The 19,944-nt window shown below is 67.1% G+C and carries 16 protein-coding genes; 13 read left to right on the top strand and 3 right to left on the bottom strand.

Annotated features, from left to right (window positions below; all coding sequences use genetic code 11):
• The first annotated feature begins 11 nt into the window (after window positions 1-11).
• From ACIGFL_RS17415 to ACIGFL_RS17355, 13 genes are all read left to right on the top strand, one after another.
• Complete coding sequence (locus ACIGFL_RS17415) at window positions 12-1,442, top strand: sigma-54 dependent transcriptional regulator (RefSeq protein ID WP_021441861.1); 1,431 nt, start codon at window positions 12-14, stop codon at window positions 1,440-1,442.
• A gap of 692 nt (window positions 1,443-2,134) precedes the next feature.
• The gene (locus ACIGFL_RS17410; RefSeq protein WP_397497983.1) at window positions 2,135-3,532 is read left to right on the top strand and encodes a polynucleotide adenylyltransferase PcnB; all 1,398 of its coding nucleotides are present in this window, start codon (window positions 2,135-2,137) and stop codon (window positions 3,530-3,532) included.
• A complete protein-coding gene (gene folK / locus ACIGFL_RS17405) occupies window positions 3,529-4,017 on the top strand; it encodes a 2-amino-4-hydroxy-6-hydroxymethyldihydropteridine diphosphokinase (protein ID WP_031302545.1) in 489 nt (162 codons plus the stop codon). Before ACIGFL_RS17410 ends, folK begins: the two co-directional genes overlap by 4 nt.
• Window positions 4,018-4,322: 305 nt before the next feature.
• Window positions 4,323-5,123: a 3-methyl-2-oxobutanoate hydroxymethyltransferase gene (gene panB / locus ACIGFL_RS17400; RefSeq protein WP_122110173.1), complete on the top strand. Its 801-nt coding sequence runs from the start codon at window positions 4,323-4,325 to the stop codon at window positions 5,121-5,123.
• Window positions 5,120-5,977: a pantoate--beta-alanine ligase gene (gene panC / locus ACIGFL_RS17395; protein ID WP_397497982.1), complete on the top strand. Its 858-nt coding sequence runs from the start codon at window positions 5,120-5,122 to the stop codon at window positions 5,975-5,977. The genes panB and panC overlap by 4 nt, the downstream gene beginning before the upstream one ends.
• A 79-nt stretch (window positions 5,978-6,056) precedes the next feature.
• Window positions 6,057-7,721, top strand: a complete 1,665-nt coding sequence (pgi, locus tag ACIGFL_RS17390; protein ID WP_397497981.1) for a glucose-6-phosphate isomerase — start codon at window positions 6,057-6,059, stop codon at window positions 7,719-7,721.
• 161 nt (window positions 7,722-7,882) lie between these two features.
• Window positions 7,883-9,820: an acetate--CoA ligase gene (gene acs, locus ACIGFL_RS17385; RefSeq protein ID WP_397497980.1), complete on the top strand. Its 1,938-nt coding sequence runs from the start codon at window positions 7,883-7,885 to the stop codon at window positions 9,818-9,820.
• Window positions 9,821-9,898: 78 nt separating this feature from the next.
• Window positions 9,899-10,765: an oxygenase MpaB family protein gene (locus ACIGFL_RS17380; RefSeq protein ID WP_397497979.1), complete on the top strand. Its 867-nt coding sequence runs from the start codon at window positions 9,899-9,901 to the stop codon at window positions 10,763-10,765.
• Window positions 10,766-10,849: 84 nt separating this feature from the next.
• Entirely contained in the window at window positions 10,850-12,028 is a 1,179-nt protein-coding gene (locus tag ACIGFL_RS17375; RefSeq protein WP_397497978.1) for an acetyl-CoA C-acetyltransferase, read from the top strand.
• A gap of 198 nt (window positions 12,029-12,226) precedes the next feature.
• A complete protein-coding gene (locus tag ACIGFL_RS17370) occupies window positions 12,227-13,243 on the top strand; it encodes a class I SAM-dependent rRNA methyltransferase (RefSeq protein WP_397497977.1) in 1,017 nt (338 codons plus the stop codon).
• Window positions 13,244-13,347: 104 nt separating this feature from the next.
• The gene (locus ACIGFL_RS17365; RefSeq protein ID WP_397497976.1) at window positions 13,348-16,227 is read left to right on the top strand and encodes a DUF748 domain-containing protein; all 2,880 of its coding nucleotides are present in this window, start codon (window positions 13,348-13,350) and stop codon (window positions 16,225-16,227) included.
• A 4-nt stretch (window positions 16,228-16,231) separates the two neighbouring features.
• Window positions 16,232-16,534 (top strand): DUF2845 domain-containing protein, encoded by a 303-nt coding sequence (locus tag ACIGFL_RS17360; RefSeq protein WP_397497975.1) that lies wholly within the window; start codon window positions 16,232-16,234, stop codon window positions 16,532-16,534.
• Between the two features lie 23 nt (window positions 16,535-16,557).
• Window positions 16,558-16,860, top strand: a complete 303-nt coding sequence (locus tag ACIGFL_RS17355; RefSeq protein ID WP_031303269.1) for a DUF2845 domain-containing protein — start codon at window positions 16,558-16,560, stop codon at window positions 16,858-16,860.
• A gap of 63 nt (window positions 16,861-16,923) precedes the next feature.
• Here the strand turns inward: ACIGFL_RS17355 and ACIGFL_RS17350 are convergent, their stop codons facing one another.
• From ACIGFL_RS17350 to pnp, 3 genes are all read right to left on the bottom strand, one after another.
• The gene (locus ACIGFL_RS17350; RefSeq protein WP_122109094.1) at window positions 16,924-17,121 is read right to left on the bottom strand and encodes a CsbD family protein; all 198 of its coding nucleotides are present in this window, start codon (window positions 17,119-17,121) and stop codon (window positions 16,924-16,926) included.
• A gap of 57 nt (window positions 17,122-17,178) precedes the next feature.
• Window positions 17,179-17,547, bottom strand: a complete 369-nt coding sequence (locus ACIGFL_RS17345; protein WP_021444597.1) for a BON domain-containing protein — start codon at window positions 17,545-17,547, stop codon at window positions 17,179-17,181.
• 281 nt (window positions 17,548-17,828) lie between these two features.
• Window positions 17,829-19,934, bottom strand: coding sequence for a polyribonucleotide nucleotidyltransferase (gene pnp, locus ACIGFL_RS17340; protein ID WP_122109093.1), 2,106 nt, complete (start codon window positions 19,932-19,934; stop codon window positions 17,829-17,831).
• Window positions 19,935-19,944 lie beyond the last annotated feature (10 nt).

Here is a 19,944-nt window from a genome sequence, read left to right as displayed (position 1 = left end):
AGACCGAATTGATGCCACATATTCTTATCGTCGAAGACGAAACCATTATCCGCTCTGCCTTGCGCCGCCTGCTCGAGCGCAACCAGTACCAGGTCAGCGAAGCCGGCTCGGTACAGGAAGCCCAGGAACGCTACGGCATTCCCGGCTTCGACCTGATCGTCAGCGACCTGCGCCTGCCCGGCGCGCCCGGCACCGAGTTGATCAAACTGGCCGAGGGCACCCCGGTGCTGATCATGACCAGCTACGCCAGCCTGCGCTCGGCGGTGGACTCGATGAAGATGGGCGCGGTCGACTATATCGCCAAGCCCTTCGACCACGACGAGATGCTCCAGGCCGTGGCGCGCATCCTGCGCGATCGCCAGGAAGCCAAGAGCGCGCCAGCCGCGGCCAGCGCCAGCAGCCCACGTAACGGTGGCAGCGAAAAGGTCGTGGACAACGCCAACGGCGAAATCGGCATCATCGGTTCCTGCGCCGCCATGCAGGAGCTCTACGGCAAGATCCGCAAGGTCGCCCCCACCGACTCCAACGTGCTGGTGCAGGGCGAGTCCGGCACCGGCAAGGAGCTGGTCGCCCGCGCCCTGCACAACCTGTCCAAGCGCGCCAAGGCGCCGCTGATCTCGGTCAACTGCGCGGCGATTCCGGAAACCCTGATCGAATCCGAGCTGTTCGGCCACGAAAAGGGCGCCTTCACCGGTGCCAGCGCCGGTCGCGCCGGCCTGGTGGAGGCAGCCGATGGCGGCACGCTGTTCCTCGACGAGATCGGCGAACTGCCGCTGGAGGCTCAGGCGCGCCTGCTGCGCGTGCTGCAGGAAGGCGAGATTCGCCGGGTCGGCTCGGTGCAGTCGCAGAAGGTCGACGTGCGCCTGATCGCCGCCACCCACCGCGACCTCAAGACCCTGGCCAAGACCGGCCAGTTCCGCGAAGACCTCTACTACCGCCTGCACGTCATCGCCCTCAAGCTGCCCGCCCTGCGCGAGCGCGGCAGCGACGTCAGCGAAATCGCCCAGGCCTTCCTCGCACGCCAGTGCACGCGCATGGGCCGCGAGCCGCTGCGCTTCGCCCAGGATGCCGAGCAGGCCATCCGTCACTACCCCTGGCCGGGCAACGTGCGCGAGCTGGAGAACGCCATCGAGCGTGCGGTGATCCTCTGCGAGGGCGCGGAAATTTCCGCCGACCTGCTGGGCATCGATATCGAGCTGGACGACCTGGACGACGACTTCGGCCTGCCAGCGGCTGCCGGGCAGAGCAGCAGCAACAGCCACGAGCCCACCGAAGACCTGTCGCTGGAGGACTATTTCCAGCACTTCGTGCTCGAGCACCAGGACCACATGACCGAGACCGAACTGGCGCGCAAGCTCGGCATCAGCCGCAAGTGCCTGTGGGAACGCCGCCAGCGCCTGGGCATCCCCCGGCGCAAATCCGGCGTGACCAGCGGCCCTTGACCGCGCGCGCCGGGTGACAACCGACCTGCGCACAGGTTCCGCGGGTTGTTACCGAATCAATATCTCGTAACAAAAGCCGGGTCTAATGGTAACGAAAACCCGGCTTTTTTCTCCCTTCCGATCGCCCTCCACCTGCCGCAAACCCTTGATTTACAAGGAATCGCAAAAACTGGCACGGCATCTGCTTTATCTCTGGCACAACAACAATAACAAGCAAAGCCCCACACAATAAGAACAAGACGTAACGACTCCAAAACAACAAGAACAACAAGATGGAGGCGCAGCTAACTGATTCTTTTGGAGAGGAGTTGCCCTTGGGGTTCGCCCCACGACCAGGCCGAGAACAATAAAACTGCCCCGAGGCAGCACCCGTACTGGTTGGATCACGCAAGTGTCATGGCAGCATCAGCGTCCAAAGAAATCCGTTTGCTATTGGCTCCCGCTTTCAGGGAGCACCCAACCGACCACGGTCGTTTGGGAAGGGCGAAACAACAAAAACAACGCGCCCTCAATAACAATAAAAACGAAGCACGCACCAACTTGGGGGGGAGCTTAGGCTCCCCCAGTAGCTTCCGCTCCCCGGATCCCCGCCTGCCGCTCTACACACCTTCTCCCGACACGATGCTAGAATCCGCAGCAATCATGCGGTCATCGTTTCGTCTGGCCGGTCATTTCTCCACACAGTGCATCCCATGCTGAAGAAGCTGTTCAAGTCTTTCCGCTCGCCCCTGCGCCGCGCGCAGCGCCCGCGCAGCACCCCCGAGGTGCTGAGCAGCCGGCAACACCCGATCAACCGCAACGAAATCAGCCGCCATGCCATCAGCGTGGTCGAACGCCTGCAGAAGGCCGGCTACCAGGCCTACCTGGTCGGCGGTTGCGTGCGCGACCTGCTGCTGGACATCGAGCCCAAGGATTTCGACGTGGCCACCAGCGCCACCCCCGAGCAGGTGCGCGCGGAGTTCCGCAACGCCCGGGTGATCGGCCGCCGTTTCAAGCTGGTTCACGTGCATTTCGGCCGCGAGATCATCGAAGTCGCCACCTTCCGCGCCAACCACCCGCAGGGCGACGACGAAGAAAACAGCAACCTGGCGGCGCGCCACGAGAGCGGGCGCATCCTGCGCGACAACGTCTACGGCAGCCTGGAGGACGACGCCCAGCGCCGCGACTTCACCATCAACGCGCTGTACTACGACCCCTCCCAGGAACACATTCTCGACTACGCGCGCGGCATGCACGATGTGCGCAACCACCAGGTGCGGCTGATCGGCGACCCCGAGCAGCGCTACCTGGAAGACCCGGTGCGCATGCTCCGCGCGGTGCGCTTCGCCGCCAAGCTGGACTTTGACATCGAGAAGCACAGCGCCGCGCCGATCCGCCGCCTGGCGCCGATGCTGCGCGACATCCCCGCCGCGCGCCTGTTCGACGAGGTGCTCAAGCTGCTGCTCGCCGGCTACGCCGAGTACACCTTCGACCTGCTGCTCGAGCACGACCTGTTCGCCCAGCTGTTCCCGGCCAGCGGCGAGGCGCTCAAGCGCAACCCCGAGTACACCGAGCGGCTGATCCGCCAGGCGCTGATCAACACCGACGAGCGCATCGCCCAGGGCAAGTCGGTGACCCCGGCCTTCCTCTTCGCCGCGCTGCTCTGGCCGGCCCTGCCGGCCCGCGTGCTGCAATTGCAGGACAAGGGCATGCCGCCGATCCCGGCAATGCAGGAAGCCGCCCACGAGCTGATCGCCGAGCAGTGCCAGCGCATCGCCGTGCCCAAACGCTTCACCATCCCGATCCGCGAGATCTGGGACATGCAGGAACGCCTGCCGCGGCGCAGCGGCAAGCGCGCCGACCTGCTGCTGGACAACCCGCGCTTTCGCGCCGGCTACGACTTCCTGCTGCTGCGCGAGCATGCCGGCGAGGACACCGGCGGCCTCGGCGATTGGTGGACCGACTACCAGGACGCCAGCGACAGCCAGCGCCGGCAGATGATCCGCGACCTCGCCGGCAAGCCCGAAGCAACCGGCAACGCGCCGCGCAAACGCCGGCGCAGCAGCGGTCGGCGCAAGCGCGACGACGCGGGCAGCGTCGGCGAGGAATGATGGAGCGGGTTTATATTGGCCTCGGCAGCAACCTGGCCGAGCCGCTGCAGCAGCTGCGCGACGCCCTCGCCGCCCTCGCCCAGCTGCCGGATACCAGGCTGCTGGCCCACTCCTCCTTCTATGCCAGCGACCCGCTCGGTCCGCCCGACCAGCCGCGCTACGTCAACGCCGTGGCGGCGCTGGACACGGCGCTGCAACCCTGGACGCTGCTCGACGCCCTGCAGCGTATCGAGCAGGAACAGGGCCGCGTGCGCAAGGCCGAACGCTGGGGGCCACGCACCCTGGACCTGGATATCCTGCTGTTCGGCGAACGCTCGATCGCCGACGAACGCCTGACGGTGCCGCACTACCATATGCACGCGCGGCCCTTCGTGCTCTACCCCCTGGCCGAACTCGCCGCCGAGCTGCAGCTGCCCGACGGCCGCCGCCTGAGCGAACTGCTGGCCGCCTGCCCCTTCACCGGCCTAGAACGCCTGGCCGAGTAGCGCGGATGACATCCGGGGATTTCCCGATTGCATCCGCGGCGACTCTGCAGCCATGCATCACGGATGTCCTCCAGGCACTCCCCCTGCCCCTGGGCGCAAGCCCGCGCCCGCTCTAGCGTCCGCCTCGCTCGCGCGCATTGGCGGTAACGCCAGTAACAGCCGGGTAACACCTGCAATTGACTTCGCCTGCCCCCATCGGGACTATAGGCGTCCCGTCGCCCGCCGCCGGGCGCACCTTTATGCCAATCCAGGCCGGATTGCCGCCGCTTAGAAGCCGCGACCGAGCCTGAGCGAGGACCCTTGAAATGCCTGACGTTACCCTGACCACCCTGCAGAGCCTCAAGCACAGCGGTGCCAAGATCGCCATGCTGACCTGCTACGACGCCACCTTCGCCCAGGCCGCCTGCCAGGCCGGGGTCGACGTGCTGCTGGTTGGCGATTCCCTGGGCATGGTGCTGCAGGGCCACGACAGCACCCTGCCGGTCAGCATCGAGGAGATGGCCTACCACACCGCCTGCGTCAAACGCGGCAACCAGGGCGCGCTGATCATCACCGACCTGCCCTTTATGGCCTACGCCACCACCGAGCAGGCGCTGGCCAACAGCGCCCGGCTGATGCAGGCCGGCGCCCATATGGTCAAGCTGGAGGGCGCCGGCTGGTTGGCCGAGCCGATCCGCCTGCTGGCCGAGCGCGGCGTGCCGGTGTGCGCGCACCTGGGCCTGACCCCGCAGGCGGTGAACATCCTCGGCGGCTACAAGGTGCAGGGCCGCCAGGAGGCCCAGGCGCGGCAGATGCGCGCAGACGCCATGGCCCTGGAACAGGCCGGCGCCGCCATGCTGCTGCTCGAATGCGTGCCCAGCGAACTGGCCGCGGAAATCAGCCAGGCGGTAAAGATTCCGGTGATCGGCATTGGCGCAGGCCCTGCCACCGACGGCCAGGTGCTGGTGCAGCACGACATGCTCGGCCTGTCGCTGTCCGGCCGCGCGCCGAAGTTCGTGCGCAACTTCATGGACGGCCAGAGCAGCATCCAGGGCGCCCTCGCCGCCTACGTCCAGGCGGTCAAGGACGGCAGCTTCCCCGCCGCCGAACACGGGTTCTCGGCATGAACACGGTCAAGACCCTGCGCGAACTGCGCGCCGCCGTCGCCCAGGCCCGCGCCGAGGGCAAGCAGATCGGTTTCGTGCCGACCATGGGCAACCTGCACGCCGGCCACGTCTCCCTGGTGGAGACCGCCGTCCAGCGCGCCGACTTCGTGGTCGCCAGCATCTTCGTCAACCCGCTGCAGTTCGGCGCCGGCGAGGATCTGGCCAGCTACCCGCGGACTCTCGCCGCCGACCAGGAAAAACTCTTGGCCGCCGGCTGCCACCTGCTGTTCCACCCGGACGTGGCGGAAATCTACCCGCACGGCATGGCCGACCAGACCCGGGTGATAGTGCCCGGCGTCTCCGAAGGCCTGTGCGGCGCCAGCCGCCCCGGCCACTTCGAGGGCGTGGCCACGGTGGTGACCAAGCTGTTCAACATGGTGCAGCCGGATCTGGCCGTGTTCGGCGAGAAGGACTACCAGCAACTGGCGGTGATTCGCGCCCTGGTGCACGACCTCAACATGCCGATCCAGATCATCGGCGCGCCGACCCAGCGCGCCGAGGACGGCCTGGCGCTGTCCTCGCGCAACGGCTACCTCGACGCCGCGCAGCGCGCCGCCGCCCCGGCGCTGTACCGCAGCCTGCAGGGCATCGCCAGCGAGCTGCAACGCGGCGCCCGCGACTATCCACGACTGATCGAGACGGCCCAGCGCCAGCAGCGCGACGCCGGCTTCGTCCCGGACTACCTGGAAATCCGTAACGCCCTCAGCCTGCGTCCGGCCCAGCTCGACGACCGCCAGCTGGTGGTGCTCACCGCCGCCCACCTGGGCAGCACCCGGCTGATCGACAATCTGCTGGTGGAACTGCCCGCCCAGTAGCTGCGCCGCGAGACCGCCGGTTACACTCGCCAGGCCCGGATAATTCCGGGCCTTTCGCTTTTCCGCATCAGGAGCCCCGATGGCCTACTACCAGCAGCCGCACGACGTCACCCGCCTGCCCGCCTGGCACGCCCTGCAGCAACACCGCGCCGAGATGGCCGGGTTCAGCATGCGCGAGGCCTTCGCCACGGACGCCCGACGCTTCCAGCGCTTCTCGCTGAACAGCTGCGGCCTGCTGCTGGACTACTCGAAGAACCTGATCGACGAACGCAGCCTCGAGCTGCTGATCCAGCTGGCCGAGCAAGCCGACCTGCAAGGCGCCATCGACGCCCTGTACAGCGGCGAGCAGGTCAACGCCTCGGAAGGCCGCGCGGCCCTGCACACCGCCCTGCGCAGCCCGATCGGCCGGCGCCTGGTGGTGGACGGCGCGGACATCATCCCCCAGGTGCACCGCGTGCTGAACCAGATGACCGAGCTGGTCAGCCGCATCCACAGCGGCCTGTGGCGCGGCTACAGCGAAAAGCCGATCACCGAGGTGGTCAATATCGGCATCGGCGGCTCCTTCCTCGGCCCGCAGCTGGTCTCCGAGGCGCTGCGCCCCTTCACCCAGCGCGGCGTGCGCTGCCACTACCTGGCCAATATCGACGGCAGCGAGTTCCGCGAGCTGACCGCCCGGCTCAACCCGGAAACCACCCTGTTCATCGTCTCCAGCAAGTCCTTCGGCACCCTGGAGACGCTGAAGAACACCCTGGCCGCGCGCGACTGGTACCTGGCCATGGGCGGCCCGGAACAGGAGCTGCACCGCCATTTCATCGCCGTGACCAGCAACCGCAAGGCGGCCATCGAGTTCGGCATCGGCGAGCAGAACATCTTCCCCATGTGGGACTGGGTCGGCGGCCGCTACTCGCTGTGGTCGGCCATCGGCCTGCCCATCGCCCTGGCCATCGGCGTGTCCAACTTCAAGGAACTGCTGGCCGGCGCCTACGCCATGGACCAGCACTTCACCCAGGCCCCCCTGGCGGAGAACATGCCGGTGCTGATGGCCCTGCTGGGCATCTGGTACACCAACTTCTGGGGCGCGCAGAGCCACGCGATCCTGCCCTACGACCACTACCTGCGTAACTTCACCAAGCACCTGCAGCAGCTGGACATGGAATCCAACGGCAAGAGCGTGCGCCAGGACGGCAGCGCCCTGGACATCGCCACCGGCCCGGTGATCTGGGGCGGCGTCGGCTGCAACGGCCAGCACGCCTACCACCAGTTGCTACATCAGGGCCGCCTGCTGGTGCCGGCGGATTTCATCGTCCCGGTCAACAGCTACAACCCGCTGTCCGACCACCACCAGTGGCTGTTCGCCAACTGCCTGTCGCAGGCCCAGGCGCTGATGCAGGGCAAGAGCCGCGCCGAGGCCGAGGCCGAGCTGCGCGCCAAGGGCTTGAGCGAGGACGAGGTGCAGCGCCTGGCGCCGCACAAGGAGATTCCCGGCAATCGGCCGAGCAATATCCTGGTGATGAACCGCATCGCGCCGTTCAACCTCGGCGCCCTGGTGGCGCTGTACGAGCACAAGGTGTTCGTGCAGAGCGCCATTTGGGGCATCAACGCCTTCGACCAGTGGGGCGTGGAGCTGGGCAAGGAGATGGGCAAGGAGGTCTACCAGCGCCTGGTCGGCCAGGTCGACAGCGCCGCCGCCGACGCCTCGACCCAGGGCCTGATCGAGCACTTCCGCGAGCACCATCGCGGCTGAATCGCATAATCTGCTGGCCTGGGTTGAGCGCAGCGATACCCAGGCCCCGACGCGGGCATGACCGGTCTCGCGGCGCTTAGGCAATCGACGCACTTGAACCGAGCGCCTGCTTGGGTGCACCCTTGGGAACGTTGCGGACAGACAACAACAAGGACCCCGCCATGTTCGAGATCACCCGCCACCCCGTGGCCGACGCGGTGCGCCAGCGCGCACATCTGGACAACGACGCCTACCTGCGCCTGTACCGGCAATCCGTCGAGCAGCCCGAGACCTTCTGGGCCGAGCAGGCCAAGGCCTTCCTCGACTGGTTCCAGCCCTGGGACCGGGTGCACGCCAGCGACCTCAAGCAGGGCCACGCCGAATGGTTCAAGGGCGGCCAGCTCAACGTCGCCTACAACTGCATCGACCGCCATCTGCAACAGCGCGGCGAACAGATCGCCATCATCTGGGAAGGCGACAACCCGGCCGAGTCGGCGCATATCACCTACAACAAGCTGCACCACAACGTCAGCCGCCTGGCCAACGTGCTCAAGCGCCGTGGCGTGAAGAAGGGTGACCGGGTGTGCATCTACATGCCGATGATCCCCGAGGCGGCCTACGCCATGCTCGCCTGCGCACGCATCGGCGCCGTGCATTCGGTAGTGTTCGGCGGCTTCTCCCCGGACGCCCTGCGCGACCGCATCCTCGATGCCGACTGCCGCACGGTGATCACCGCCGACGAGGGCGTGCGCGGCGGCAAGTACATTCCGTTGAAGAACAACGTCGACCAGGCCCTGCAGAGCTGCCCGAAGGTGTCCACCGTGGTGGTGGTCGAGCGCACCCAGGGCGACGTGGCCTGGGTGGAAGGCCGCGACCTCTGGTACCACCAGGCGCTCAAGGAGGTCGATACCGACTGCCCGGCCGAGCCGATGGACGCCGAGGACCCGCTGTTTATCCTCTATACCTCGGGCTCGACCGGCAAACCCAAGGGCGTGCTGCATACCACCGGCGGCTACCTGCTCGGCGCGGCCATGACCCACAAGTACGTGTTCGACTACCACGAGGGCGACATCTACTGGTGCACAGCCGATGTCGGCTGGGTCACCGGGCACAGCTACATCGTCTACGGCCCGCTGGCCAACGCCGCCACCACCCTGATGTTCGAGGGCGTGCCCAACTACCCGGACGCCTCGCGCTTCTGGCAGGTGATCGACAAGCACCGGGTGAACATCTTCTACACCGCCCCCACCGCCCTGCGCGCGCTGATGCGCGAGGGCGAAGGCCCGGTCAAGGCCACCTCGCGTTCGAGCCTGCGCCTGCTCGGCTCGGTGGGCGAGCCGATCAACCCCGAGGCCTGGGAGTGGTACTACCATGTGGTCGGCGACACGCGCTGCCCCATAGTCGATACCTGGTGGCAGACCGAGACCGGCTCGATCCTGATCACCCCGCTGCCCGGCGCCACCGAGCTCAAGCCCGGCTCGGCCACCCGCCCCTTCTTTGGCGTGCAACCGGTGCTGCTCGACGAGCAGGGCAAGGAGATCGAGGGCCCGGGCGCCGGCGTGCTGGCGATCAAGGCCAGCTGGCCGAGCCAGATACGCAGCGTCTACGGCGACCACCAGCGCATGATCGACACCTACTTCAAGCCCTACCCCGGCTACTACTTCACCGGCGACGGCGCGCGCCGCGACGAGGACGGTTACTACTGGATCACCGGCCGCGTCGACGACGTGATCAACGTCTCCGGCCACCGCATCGGCACCGCCGAGGTGGAAAGCGCCCTGGTGCTGCACGATGCGGTGGCCGAGGCGGCGGTGGTCGGCTACCCGCACGACGTCAAGGGCCAGGGCATCTACGCCTACGTCACCCTGATGAAGGGCAGCGAGCCCAGCGACGCGCTGAAGAAGGAATTGCTGAGCCTGGTCGGCAAGGAAATCGGCAGCTTCGCCAAGCCGGAGCTGATCCAGTGGGCGCCGGGCCTGCCCAAGACCCGCTCGGGCAAGATCATGCGGCGCATCCTGCGCAAGATCGCCTGCAACGAGCTGGACAACATGGGCGACACCTCGACCCTGGCCGACCCCAGCGTGGTCGACAGCCTGATCGAGCAGCGCCTCAACCGCTGATGCAGCAGGCCCTTGTCCCGCGCATGCGGGACAAGGGCCGCCTTGTCTTGCACCGACCAAGCGCCGAAACTGCGCGCCATGGAAAGCCTACGTCGTCAGATCGAAAAACAGGTGCACAGCCTCACCGGCGCCTCGCTCGGTGTACTCGACCTCGACCAGCCGCGCGGTGATGCCGGCCTGTTCGGCCCGCAGTCGATGGTCTGGCAAGTGCACGCCGACTTCACCGCGATGATGGTCGGCGGCATTTCCGCCCTGCTCCTGCAGATGCTCCACCCACTGGCGCTGGCCGGCGTGTGGGATCACTCCAGCTTTCGCCAGGACATGCTCGGTCGCCTGCGCCGTACCAGCCTGTTCATCGCCGGCACCACCTACGGCGGCCTGCACGATGCCGAGCAACTGATCGACAAGGTGCGCACTATTCATCTGCAGGTGGTCGGCAGCGCGCCGGACGGTCGCCCTTACAGCGCCAGCGATCCCGAGCTGCTGACCTGGGTGCACGTCTCCGAAGTCAGCCAGTTTCTCGCCGGCTATTTGCGTTACGTCGACCCGCGGCTGCCGGTGGCCGAGCAGGATCGCTACTACCGCGAAGTGGCGCTGATCGCCGAGCGCCTCGGTGCGCAGGACGTGCCCAAATCGCAGCGGGCCATCGCCGACTATCTGCAGCGCATGCGCCCGCAACTGCTCTGCGATGAGCGCACCCGCGAAGTGGTGCGACTGCTCTACGCCGCGCCGATGCCCAGCATCCTGGCCAAGCCTTTCGGCAGCCTGATGCTGCAGGCCGGCGTCGACCTGCTGCCGGACTGGGCCAGCGACCTGCTCGGCGAACGCCAGGCGGCCTGGCGCCGGCCCTTGATCCGCGCCAGCGTGCAGCGCACCGCCAACGTGCTGCGCTGGGCCGTGCGCAACAGCGCCGCACAGCGCGCCCGCCGTCGCCTGGCGCCTTAGCAGGCGTGGCTGGCCGGTCACAGCCAGCCATGCGACCATCAGCGTCTTTCCGGTCATTGTCTGAACCGAATCGAGGACCAGCATATGCAAGACGTCGTCATAGTCGCCGCCACCCGCACCGCCATCGGCAGCTTCCAGGGCAGCCTGGCCGAGATTCCCGCGCCCGAGCTCGGCGCCATCGTGATCAAACGCCTGCTGGAGCAGACCGGCCTCGACGCGGCCCAGGTCGATGAAGTCATCCTCGGCCAGGTGCTCACCGCAGGCTCCGGGCAGAACCCCGCACGCCAGGCGGCGATCCGCGCCGGCCTGCCGCATGCCGTGCCGGCCATGACCCTGAACAAGGTCTGCGGCTCGGGCCTGAAAGCCCTGCACCTGGCCGCCCAGGCCATTCGCTGCGGCGATGCCGAGGTGATCATCGCCGGCGGCATGGAGAACATGAGCCTGGCCCCCTACGTGCTGCCCAAGGCGCGCACCGGCCTGCGCATGGGCCATGCCCAGCTGCAGGACAGCATGATCCTGGACGGCCTGTGGGACGCCTTCAACGACTACCATATGGGCATCACCGCGGAGAACCTGGTGGACAAGTACGGGATTTCCCGCGACGCCCAGGACGCCTTCGCCGCCGAATCGCAGCAGAAGGCCTGCACGGCCATCGAGACCGGTCGCTTCGACGCCGAGATCACCCCGGTGCTGATCCCGCAGCGCAAGGGCGATCCCGTCGCCTTCACTCGCGACGAACAGCCGCGCGCCGGCACCACCGCCGAATCCCTGGCCAAGCTGAAACCGGCATTCAAAAAGGACGGCAGCGTCACCGCCGGCAACGCCTCCAGCCTTAACGACGGCGCCGCCGCGGTGCTGCTGATGAGCGCCGAAAAAGCTCAGACCCTCGGCCTGCCGGTGCTGGCCAGAATCAAGGCCTACGCCAATGCCGGTGTCGATCCGGCGATCATGGGCATCGCCCCGGTCTCGGCCACCCGCCGCTGCCTGGACAAGGCCGGCTGGAACCTCGCCGAGCTGGACCTGATCGAAGCCAACGAAGCCTTCGCCGCCCAGGCCCTGGCGGTCGGCCAGGAGCTGGGCTGGGACGCGGAGAAGGTCAACGTCAACGGCGGCGCCATCGCCCTCGGCCATCCCATCGGCGCCTCGGGCTGCCGCGTGCTGGTGACCCTGCTGCACGAGATGATCCGCCGCGATGCGAAGAAGGGCCTGGCCACCCTGTGCATCGGCGGCGGCCAGGGCGTGGCGCTGGCCATCGAGCGCTAAGCCAAAGCCGTAGCTTGGGTCGAGGGGCGCAGCCCCGAAGCCCAACAGGGGCGCGACCCGGCGCGCCCGGCAGACCGCTGTTGGGTTTCGCCGCGCTCAACCCAACCTACGCCGGCCGCAATCGCCACAATGCGCCGACCGAGGGTCGGCGTTTTTCTTGCTAAACTGCCGGCCTTTCCTTTCTCCGAGATGCCGCGCATGCCCGCTCTTGATCTGGCGCTGCGCGCCGCCCTCAATGCCCGCCAACCGCTGCTGGGTGAACTGCACGCCCAGGGTACCGACTGCTACCGCCTGTTCCACGGCAGCCAGGAAGGCGCCCCCGGCCTCACCCTCGATCGCTACGGCCCGCAGCTGCTGGTGCAAAGTTTTCACCAACCGCTGCAGCGCGAGGCGCTGCTCGCGCTGCACAGCGCCATCAACGAGCGTCTCGGCCGAGACCTGCACCTGGTCTATAACGACCGTGCAGGCGGCAACTCGCGCGTCGACCGCCGCGACGCGGTGTACCAGGCCACCCCCGAGGCACTGGACGATATGCTCGGCCAAGAATGGGGCCTGAATTATCGGGTGCGTGGCCGCCATCCCGGGCAGGACCCGCTGCTGTTTCTCGACCTGCGCAACGCCCGCGGCTGGATCAAGGCCAACAGCGCCGGCCAGTCCGTGCTCAACCTGTTCGCCTACACCTGCGGCGTCGGCCTCTGCGCCGCGGCCGGCGGCGCGCGCGAGGTGGTCAACCTGGACTTCGCCGAGGGCAACCTGGCGGTGGGCCGCGAGAACGGCGCGCTGAACCCCGCCCTGCCGGCCATGCAGTTCATCCAGTCCGACTACTTCCCGGCGATCCGCCAGTTGGCCGACCTGCCCGTCGCCAGCCGCCGCGGACAGAAACTGCCGGCCTATCCGCGTCTGGCGCCGCGCCAGTTCGACCTGGTGTTCCTCGACCCGCCGGCCTGGGCCAGGAGCGCCTTCGGCACCGTCGACCTGCTGCGCGACTACCAGAGCCTGCTCAAGCCGGCGATCCTGGCCACCGCCGAGGGCGGCACGCTGGTGTGCTGCAACAACCTGGCGAAGGTGGAGCTGGCCGACTGGCGCGATCAGGTGCTGCGTTGCGCCGCCAAGCTCGGCCGCCCGCTGCGCGACTGCCAGGTGCTGCCACCGGCCGCCGACTTTCCCTCGCACGACGCCAAGCCGCCGCTGAAGACCCTGATCCTGAGGCTCTGAGCGACCCGCGGCAGAGAAAAATGCGCGGTGCGGCGCACGCCCGGAACCGAACCGGCGTGCCATACTCCAAGGCATCTCTTCGTCTGGATAGATGACGCCTCGCCATGCCCAAAGGACTGAAGCGCGCGCTGAGCGCCCTGTTGATCGCCCTCTTCCTCTACAGCCTGATCGGCTTCCTGATTCTGCCGGGCATCGCCCTGCGCATCGCCAACCAGCAGCTGGCGCAGTACGCCAGCGTGCCGGCCAGCCTGCAGCGCCTGCAGCTCAATCCCTTCAGCCTGGAGCTGCGCCTGTGGGGCCTGGCCATCGGCGAGCCGCAGCGGCAACAGCTCGGCTTGGCGCAGCTGTACGCCAACCTGCAACTGGACAGCCTGTGGAGCGGCGCCCTGCACCTGGCCGAGGTCGAGCTGGACGGCGCGCACGGCGAGGTGCTGTTCGCCAAGGACGGCACGCTCAACCTCACGCAGCTGTTCAAACTGCCGGAGAGCCCGGCGGACGCGGCCGACGCGCCACCAAGCGAGCCTTTCCCGCTGCTCATCGACAAGGTCGGTCTGCGCGAAAACTCCCTGCACTTCCAGGACCTGCGCCCCAGCGAGCCGGTGGAGTTCGCCTACGACTCGCTCAACCTGGAACTGCACAACCTCAGCACCCTGGCCGGCGACAACGCCGAAATGACCCTGACCGCCACCGGCCCCCATGGCGGTCGCATCGACTGGCAGGGCCGCATAGGCCTGGTGCCGCTGACCTCCAGCGGCAACCTCAAGCTCAGCGACGGCCGCCTGCGCGCCATCTGGCCCTACGTGCGCGATGCCCTGCCGCTGGTCTTGCAGGAAGGCCAGGTCGATCTGAGCAGCGACTACCACCTCGATCTGTCCAGCGGCACCGAGCTGCAGCTGAGCAAGCTCGCCATCCAGCTGGCCCCCCTCGCCATCGACAGCCCCGAAGGCAAGCCGCTGCTGCGCCTGCAGCGCCTCGACATCGCCGACGCCAGCCTGGACCTGGCCAAGCAGCAGGTGCTCATCGGCCAGGTGCGCAGCCAGGGCCTGGAAGCCTGGGCCGCGCGCGAGGCCGACGGCGAGCTGGACTGGCAGAAGCTGTTTGCCGGCAAACCCACGGCAGCCAGCGAGCCGGCGCCGGCCGAGGAGGCGAGCAAACCCTGGCAGGTGCTGCTGCGCGACGTGCAGCTGCGCGACTACCAGGCCCACCTGGTCGACCGCGTGCCGCAGCAGGCAGTGGCGCTGGACGTCGGCCCGCTGAACCTGGAGCTGAGCGACTTCGACAGCCTCGGCGACAAGCCCTTCGGCCTCAAGCTGGATACCGGCCTGGGCAAACAGGGCAAGCTGCAGGCAGCCGGCCAGGTGCAGCTGCAGCCCACCAGCGCCCAGCTCAAGGTCGCCACCCAGGACATCGACCTGCGCCTGGCCCAGGCCTATCTCAGCCCCTTTATCCGCCTGGAACTGCGTAGCGGCCTGCTCGGCAGCGACCTCGAGGTGCAACTCAAGAGCACCGCGCCGCTGGCGCTCCAGGTGAGCGGCAGCGCCAGGATCGACCAGCTGCACACCCTCGACACCCTGCGCGAGCGCGACTTCCTGCGCTGGCAGCAGGTGCGGGTGAACGGCCTCGACTATCGCCACGGCGAAAGCCTGGCCATCGAGCAGGTCGAGCTGGAGCAGCCCTATGCGCGCTTCGTGATCAACGAGAACCTGACCACCAACGTCAGCGAGCTGATCGTGCCGCAGCCTGCCGCGCCGGCTGAGGCTCAGGCGGATGCGGGCAAGCCGTTGGCCGTGCGCATCGGCGGCGTGACCATCAACGACGGTTCGGCCAACTTCGCCGACTTCAGCCTGACCCCCAGCTTCGCCACCGCCATCCAGCAGATGAACGGCCGCATCGGCACCCTCGACAACCAGAGCCCGCAGGCCGCCAGCGTCGACATCCGGGGCAAGGTGGACAAGTACGCGCCGGTCAGCGTCAAGGGCAAGCTCACCCCCTTCGACCCGCTCAACAGCCTGGACATCGCCACCAGCTTCAAGAACGTCGAGCTGACCACCATCACCCCCTACTCCGGCAAGTTCGCCGGCTACCGCATCCGCAAGGGCCGGCTCAACCTCGACCTGCACTACCGCATCGAGAAGGGCCAGCTCAACGCCGAGAACAAGGTGCTGGTGGAAAACCTGCAGCTGGGCGAGAAGGTCGACAGCCCGGACGCCGTCGACCTGCCGATCCGCCTGGCGGTGGCCCTGCTCAAGGACACCGAAGGCAAGATCGCCATCGAGCTGCCGGTCAAGGGCGACCTCAACAACCCCGAGTTCAGCGTCATGCCCATCGTCTGGCAGACCCTGCGCAACCTGGTGCTGCGCGCGGCGCAGGCGCCGTTCAAGTTCGTCGCCGGCCTGGTCGCCGGCGGCAGCGACGTCGACCTCAGCACCGTGCCGTTCGACGCCGGCTCGGACGCCCTGAGCGACGACGCACGCCAGGCCCTCGACACCCTGGCCAAGGCCCTGCAGGAGCGTCCGGCGCTGCGCCTGGAAGTGGAAGGCCAGAGCGCCCAGCGCGCCGACGGCCCGCTGCTGGCCGAGCAGCGCCTGCAACGCGAATTCCGCGAGACCTGGTACAAGATGCTGCAGCGCCGCGGCGACAAGGTGCCGGCCAGCGCCGACGAGCTGGTGGTGGACGAGGACGACCAGGCGATCCTGCTCGAAGGCATCTACCGCGCCCGCCTCAAGCAGCAGCCGCCGGCCGAATGGGCCGAACTCGACGACGAGCAGCGTCATCAGCGTATGCGCCAGGCCGTGCTGGACTCCTGGGCGCAGAGCAAGCTGCTGCTGCGCCTGCTGGCTCAGCAGCGCGCGGCGGCGATCAAGGACTACCTGGTCGCCCAAGGCGGCCTGGCCGACGAACGCCTGTACCTGATCGATGTCAATCTAGGAGAGCCCGAAGCCGATGGCCGCGTGCTCACCCCGCTCCACCTGGACAGCGAGTAGCGCCATGCATCGTCGCCCCTTCACCGCCCTCTGCGCCCTGCTGGCCGCCCTGGCCAGCGCGCCGCTGCAGGCCGATACCCTGCGCTGCGGCAGCCAGCTGGTCAGCCTCGGCGACCGTCCCTTCGAGGTCGAACGCAAGTGCGGCGAGCCGCAGCACCGCGATCCCATCGGTTACACCCTGGGCTCCTACGACCGCCGCGAATACCTGGTCGAGGAATGGGTCTACGGGCCGAGCAACGGCATGCTCAGCATCCTGCGCTTCGAGGGCAACCGCCTGGTCGCCATCGAGCGCCGTCGCCAGCACTGAAACCACACCAGGAACCGCCAGTGATCCGCCTCCACCACGCCCCACTGCTGTTACTGCTGGCCCTGCCGCTGGCCGAAGCCTCCTCCACCTATCGCTGCGGCAGCGCCCTGGTCAGCACCAGCGCGCCGACCAGCGAAGTCCAGGGCAAATGCGGCGAACCGCTGAGCCGCGACTTTCTCGGCTACAAGGAAGTGCTCGACCAGTACGGCTTTCGCAACGAGGTCGCCGTGGAGGAGTGGATCTACGGGCCACGCGGCGGCATGTACCACTTCCTGCGCTTCGAGGGCGGACGCCTGGTGGAGATTCGCAGCAAGCGCGGCATCTGATGCCCGCACATACGCCAAGGCCCCGCCGACGATGCCGGCGGGGCCTCGGTCTGTAACGCGGCGTCAGAGCTTGTCGCTGAAGTCGCGCAACTCCTGCTGGGCCTTCTCCTTGGTCCAGCCATAGCGTTCCTGCAGCTTGCCGACGAGGTACTCGCTGTGGCCCTCGGCGACGTCCAGGTCGTCGTCGGTGAGGTTGCCCCAACGCTCCTTGATGCGCCCGCTGAGCTGCTTCCACTTACCCTTGATGATGTCGCTGTTCATGGTCATGGCTCCCTGTGATTGGCGAAGCGGCGGGCCGCAACCCGCCACGCTCACTTATCAGTCGGCGGCTTTCAGGCCGTCGGCCGACACGTCACGCACGCCCTCGATTTCCTTGGCCTTGGCGATGGCCAGTTCGCGCTCGGCCTCGCTGGCCACCACGCCGGACAGCGCGACCACGCCCTGATTGGTCTCGACCTTGATGTCCAGGCCGCTCAGGCTCTGGTCGGCGATAAAGCTGGATTTGACCTTGCTGGTGATCCAGGTGTCGGACACCGCCTGCTCGGCCTTGTCCACGCTGGTATTGGCAGCCAGCAGGGTCGGCTGCACGGCGTCGGCCGGCTGGGCGAACGCCGTGGACGCCAGCGACAGGCCCAGGGCAGTGGTGGTCAGGGTGGCGAGAGCAATACGCTTGATTGGCTGTTTCATGGTTCGACTCCTGTACGTTCCAGACAATCTGCAGGCCAGCTCCTGGCTGCAGGCTCAACAGGACTGTCGCAAGGCCTGTGCCAGCTTTTAAGAACTCACAATACTGTTATTTTTCAATAGCTTATGAATACACCCAGATAGGCGAAACCTTGCATTTCGCCGAACCCCGCGCAAAAGCCTCGGGCAAATTGCACGACGCGGATCTCCCCGCGGCCAGGGTTTTGCCGCGCGCAAAGAAAAGCCCCGCAGAGGCGGGGCTTGTCCTTGCAGCGAGCCAGTCGTCAGACGCCGGATGCCTCGGCGGCGGCGACGTCCTTGATCGACAGCTTGATACGGCCGCGGTTGTCCACGTCCAGTACCAGTACCTTCACTTCCTGACCTTCCTGCAGCACGTCGGTGACCTTCTCCACGCGCTGATCGCTGAGCATGGAGATGTGCACCAGACCGTCCTTGCCCGGCAGGATGTTGACGAAGGCGCCGAAGTCGACGATGCGCTCGACCTTACCGACGTAGATCTTGCCGATCTCGGCTTCCGCAGTGATGGCCAGCACGCGCTGCTTGGCCGCCTCGGCCGCTTCCTTGGTTTCGCCGAAGATCTTGATCGAGCCGTCGTCTTCGATATCGATCGAAGCCTTGGTCTCTTCGCAGATGGCGCGGATGGTGGCGCCACCCTTGCCGATGACGTCGCGGATCTTGTCCTGGTCGATCTTCATCGCCAGCATGGTCGGCGCGTTGGCCGACAGCTCGCTGCGCGACTGGGCGATGACCTGGTTCATCTGGCCGAGGATGTTCAGGCGTGCTTCCAGCGCCTGCTCCAGCGCCTGCTCCATGATCTCTTCGGTGATGCCCTGGATCTTGATGTCCATCTGCAGCGCGGTGACGCCCTTGGCGGTACCAGCTACCTTGAAGTCCATGTCGCCCAGGTGGTCTTCGTCGCCGAGGATGTCGGTCAGCACGGCGAATTTCTCACCTTCCAGCACCAGACCCATGGCGATACCGGCCACCGGTGCCTTCATCGGCACACCGGCGTCCATCAGCGCCAGGGAAGCGCCGCACACCGACGCCATGGAGGAAGAACCGTTGGACTCGGTAATTTCCGACACCACGCGGATGGTGTAGGGGAACTCGTCGGCGCTCGGCAGCATGGCGGCAACGCCACGGCGGGCGAGACGGCCGTGGCCGATTTCGCGGCGGCCAGTGGCGCCCATGCGACCACACTCACCGACCGAGTAGGGCGGGAAGTTGTAGTGCAGCATGAAGGGGTCTTTCTTCTCGCCTTCGAGGGTGTCGAGCAGCTGCGCGTCGCGGGCGGTGCCGAGGGTGGCCACGACCAGCGCCTGGGTTTCGCCACGGGTGAACAGCGCCGAGCCGTGGGTCTTGTCCAGTACACCGACTTCGATGTTCAGGCCACGCACGGTGCGGGTGTCACGACCATCGATACGCGGCTTGCCGTTGACGATGTTCTCGCGCACGGTGCGGTATTCGATTTCGCCGAAGGCGTCCTTGACTTCACCGGCAGTAGGCTGACCTTCTTCGCCGGAGAACTTGGCGACGACCTGATCGCGCAGCTCGCCCAGGCGCGCGTAGCGGTCCTGCTTGATGGTGATGGTGTAGGCCTGGGAAATCGCCTCGCCGAATTCGCCACGGATGGCGTTCAGCAGCGCGGTGTTTTCCGGCTTCGGCTGCCAGTCCCAGGTCGGCTTGCCGGCTTCGGCAGCCAGCTCGGCGACAGCCTGGATGACCACCTGGAACTCCTCATGGGCGAACAGCACGGCGCCCAGCATCTGGTCTTCGGTCAGCTCTTTGGCTTCCGATTCGACCATCAGCACGGCGTCCTTGGTACCGGCCACGACCATGTCCAGGCTCGAGGCCTTGAGCTGCTCGTAATTCGGGTTCAGCAGGTAGCCGGTTTCCGGGTGGAAGGCGACGCGCGCGGCACCGATCGGGCCGTTGAACGGGATGCCGGAGATGGCCAGGGCAGCCGAGGTACCGATCATCGCCGCGATGTCCGGATCGGTCTTCTTGCTGGTGGAAACCACGGTGCAGATGACCTGCACTTCGTTCTGGAAGCCTTCCGGGAACAGCGGACGGATCGGACGGTCGATCAGACGCGAGGTCAGGGTTTCCTTCTCGGAGGGACGCGCCTCACGCTTGAAGAAACCGCCAGGGATCTTGCCGGCAGCGTAGGTCTTTTCCTGATAATGCACGGACAGCGGGAAGAAGCCCTTGCTGGGGTCGGCAGTCTTGGCGCCGGTTACGGCGACCAGCACGCTGACGTCATCGTCAACGGTGACCAGCACGGCGCCGGAGGCTTGACGGGCGATACGGCCAGTCTCGAGGGTAACGGTCGACTGACCGAACTGGAATTTCTTGATTACCGGGTTCACGGTGTTTTCC

It is taken from the genome of Pseudomonas sp. NPDC077649 (assembly GCF_044542855.1).
Classification (GTDB): Bacteria; Pseudomonadota; Gammaproteobacteria; order Pseudomonadales; family Pseudomonadaceae; genus Aquipseudomonas.
Note: the sequence above shows the minus strand (reverse complement) of the source record. Positions and strands in the feature narration are given on the sequence as shown.